3 protein-coding genes are annotated in these 2,370 nt (G+C 43.8%); all 3 read right to left on the bottom strand.

What is annotated here, in order from left to right:
- Window positions 1-40 precede the first annotated feature (40 nt).
- From QUA90_RS30265 to QUA90_RS30275, 3 genes are read right to left on the bottom strand one after another with little or no spacing between them, the layout of a single operon-like run.
- Window positions 41-367, bottom strand: coding sequence for an HD domain-containing protein (locus QUA90_RS30265; protein ID WP_333448778.1), 327 nt, complete (start codon window positions 365-367; stop codon window positions 41-43).
- Between the two features lie 17 nt (window positions 368-384).
- A complete protein-coding gene (locus tag QUA90_RS30270; protein ID WP_333448779.1) occupies window positions 385-858 on the bottom strand; it encodes an NUDIX domain-containing protein in 474 nt (157 codons plus the stop codon).
- A 36-nt stretch (window positions 859-894) separates the two neighbouring features.
- Window positions 895-1,950 carry an adenylate/guanylate cyclase domain-containing protein gene (locus QUA90_RS30275; RefSeq protein WP_333448780.1) on the bottom strand — a complete coding sequence of 352 codons (1,056 nt, stop codon included), beginning with the start codon at window positions 1,948-1,950 and terminating at the stop codon, window positions 895-897.
- Window positions 1,951-2,370: the final 420 nt, after the last annotated feature.

The following is a 2,370-nucleotide window of genomic DNA, read 5'->3' on the forward strand; positions in this document are numbered from 1 at the left end:
ACTTTACCCTCGCTCTCGCGAGCGCATAACCCAGGCTACGTCAAGTGCCATCGATATATTCAGCAAGCCCTAAATAAGCTGCATAAGCTTCTCCTTCTATTTTGGTAATCGCCTCGATCGCCGATACGATAACTTCAGGAAAACCTTCGCTTTTAAGTTGCTCAAGTGTAAGTTCAGAATCTTCGACCGCATCGTGTAGAACCGCTACGATTTTTTGCTCTAGAGAATTTACATTTTCCATCACAAATAGCGGATGATCGATATAGGGATTGCCTGCTTTATCAACCTGCCCCTCATGAGCTTTGGCTGCGATGGCGATCGCCCGTTGTAGTAATAATTCGTACTCTGAATTCGTATTTGACAACATAGTACAGAAGTTCTCTATTAAAGTTTCTGTGCCCTCGCGGGGAAAAGCTCGTTTGTGGTTTGTGATTTTAAATATTCCTGCAACAATTTCCAAGCCATTTGAGTACCTTCCCCTGCGTTGACTTTTTCAAAGTCTACATCTTTTCTCAAAACTACCAAACCCACACCTTCTTTGATTTCTATTTTATCACAATCGCTAACTCTCGCCAAAAAGAGGTGGTTTTTTTGTAAAATTTTTCTATCATTTTGAGTCTTTTGGTGAGTAAAAGTTGTGATAAATTCCATTTTGTAATAATTGGTTTTTAGGCTAGTTTCTTCCTCCAATTCTCGCACTGCTGCCTGCTGTGGACTTTCTCCAATGTCCACGCCACCACCAAAAGTAGAAAGCATTCCTTGACTGGCAATACCGGGAATATTATCTCGCAGTTGTGCCCCAATCTGACCGTTCGGGAGCATTACAAAAATGCGAACTATTGACTTGGGAATATTCATATTATCGATGGCTTAACAAAATTAAAAGGAGTTGCTCTATAGTTTTTTGATTTGACGCCAAATTTTCCTAATCCAATTGTACAGCGCAGCATACAAAGCCCGCAACTTATTGACAAAACTTTGCCCAAGAGAACGTGTCCTTACCTGGGAAATCTCCTGGATTTCCACGGGCAGCGGTGGCATCGCCACTATTTCATAGAGCGGATATTCGCCGCTTTTTCCCGGAATTTCAACTAATAGGCACCGATCGACGATCGCCAATTCCTTAACTTCCTGATAAGTCTCCTCGGAAATCAATAAACTCGTTCCTACTTGCTTGTTAGCAGCCTCGATCCGGCTGGCCAAATTTACTGCATCCCCGATCGCCGTAACTGTCTGACTCTTCGACGCGCCCAAATTCCCAACAACCACCAAACCGCAGTGAATGCCAATCCCAATCCGCAACTGGTGACGGTATAAAGTCTCAAAATAGGGATTGAGTTTCTCTAGTTCCTCCAGCATCTCCACCCCAGCCCTTACCGCTTGTTCCGCCGCCTTGTCGGGATTTTCCAACCCAAACAGCGCCATAAAACCATCTCCCATATAATTATTAATCATCCCGCCGTTGCGGTTGATAACATAACCCATTTTTTGGAAATAGCGATTTAAAATATAAATTACATCGTAGGGTAACAGCGATTCCGCAAACGCAGTAAACCCTCGAATATCGGCAAACAAAATTGCAATTTTTTTCTCTTGACCCACAGGAGTAGAAATTGACTTTCCGGCCATTTCGTCGTTAAATGATTCCAAGTCTTCAGAATCGATCGCCAATCGGCGCAAAATTACCTTGCCGCCTGCAACCTGCGTCTGACAAGCCAGCCTAATTTCCGGTTCTAAACGCAATTTTTTGGCAAGTTCCTCTTCCGGCGAAGTGCGCGGAGAGCAAAATTCCAAACCTTCGACAATCAATACCCGGCAAGTCGAACACCGGGCGCTACCGCCGCAGATGTGAGTGTGGGGAATGTCGGCACGCAGGGAAGCTTCGAGAATTATATCGTCGTCGTCTATCTCGATCGTGCGATCGTCCGGCAGATAGTGAATCTGTGGCATATGTGGCGCGTCTAGCTAATTAGCGAGGAATCTCGCGGACATCTGTTATTGCAGCGAACCTGTATGCAAACCCGGTTTCTCAGCATCTTTTTTGCATCCCCTGATTCCTTAACTATAAGGCGCGATCGGCATTTGCTTCTCGTTTCGTCAGCTCAGCCGCTAAACTGACACCACTTTAAAAAAAGAATACCACTCTAGGCAATAGTCCAACTCTTAGCCGATCATTCATTCTCTATTCTCAAATCTAAAATGGTATAACTGAGCACTAAAACCGCCATCGCACCGTGAAAGTACCCCCTTTCAAGCTGTGGAGTTAATCTAAAATTTAAAATCTAAGATCTAAAAGGGACCATTCGTAACAAGTTAGAAGGGAGTATATTTTGTCAATACCTCTTTGTATAGAAATCTAAGTGAATAATA

Source organism: Microcoleus sp. D3_18_C4, from assembly GCF_036702355.1.
GTDB lineage: Bacteria > Cyanobacteriota > Cyanobacteriia > Cyanobacteriales > Microcoleaceae > Microcoleus.

What these genes read in the sequence shown, in the direction of transcription:
- QUA90_RS30265 (WP_333448778.1), bottom strand. Translation starts at nt 367, where the DNA reads ATGTTGTCAAATACGAATTCAGAGTACGAATTATTACTACAACGGGCG.
- QUA90_RS30270 (WP_333448779.1), bottom strand. Translation starts at nt 858, where the DNA reads ATGAATATTCCCAAGTCAATAGTTCGCATTTTTGTAATGCTCCCGAAC.
- QUA90_RS30275 (WP_333448780.1), bottom strand. Translation starts at nt 1,950, where the DNA reads ATGCCACAGATTCACTATCTGCCGGACGATCGCACGATCGAGATAGAC.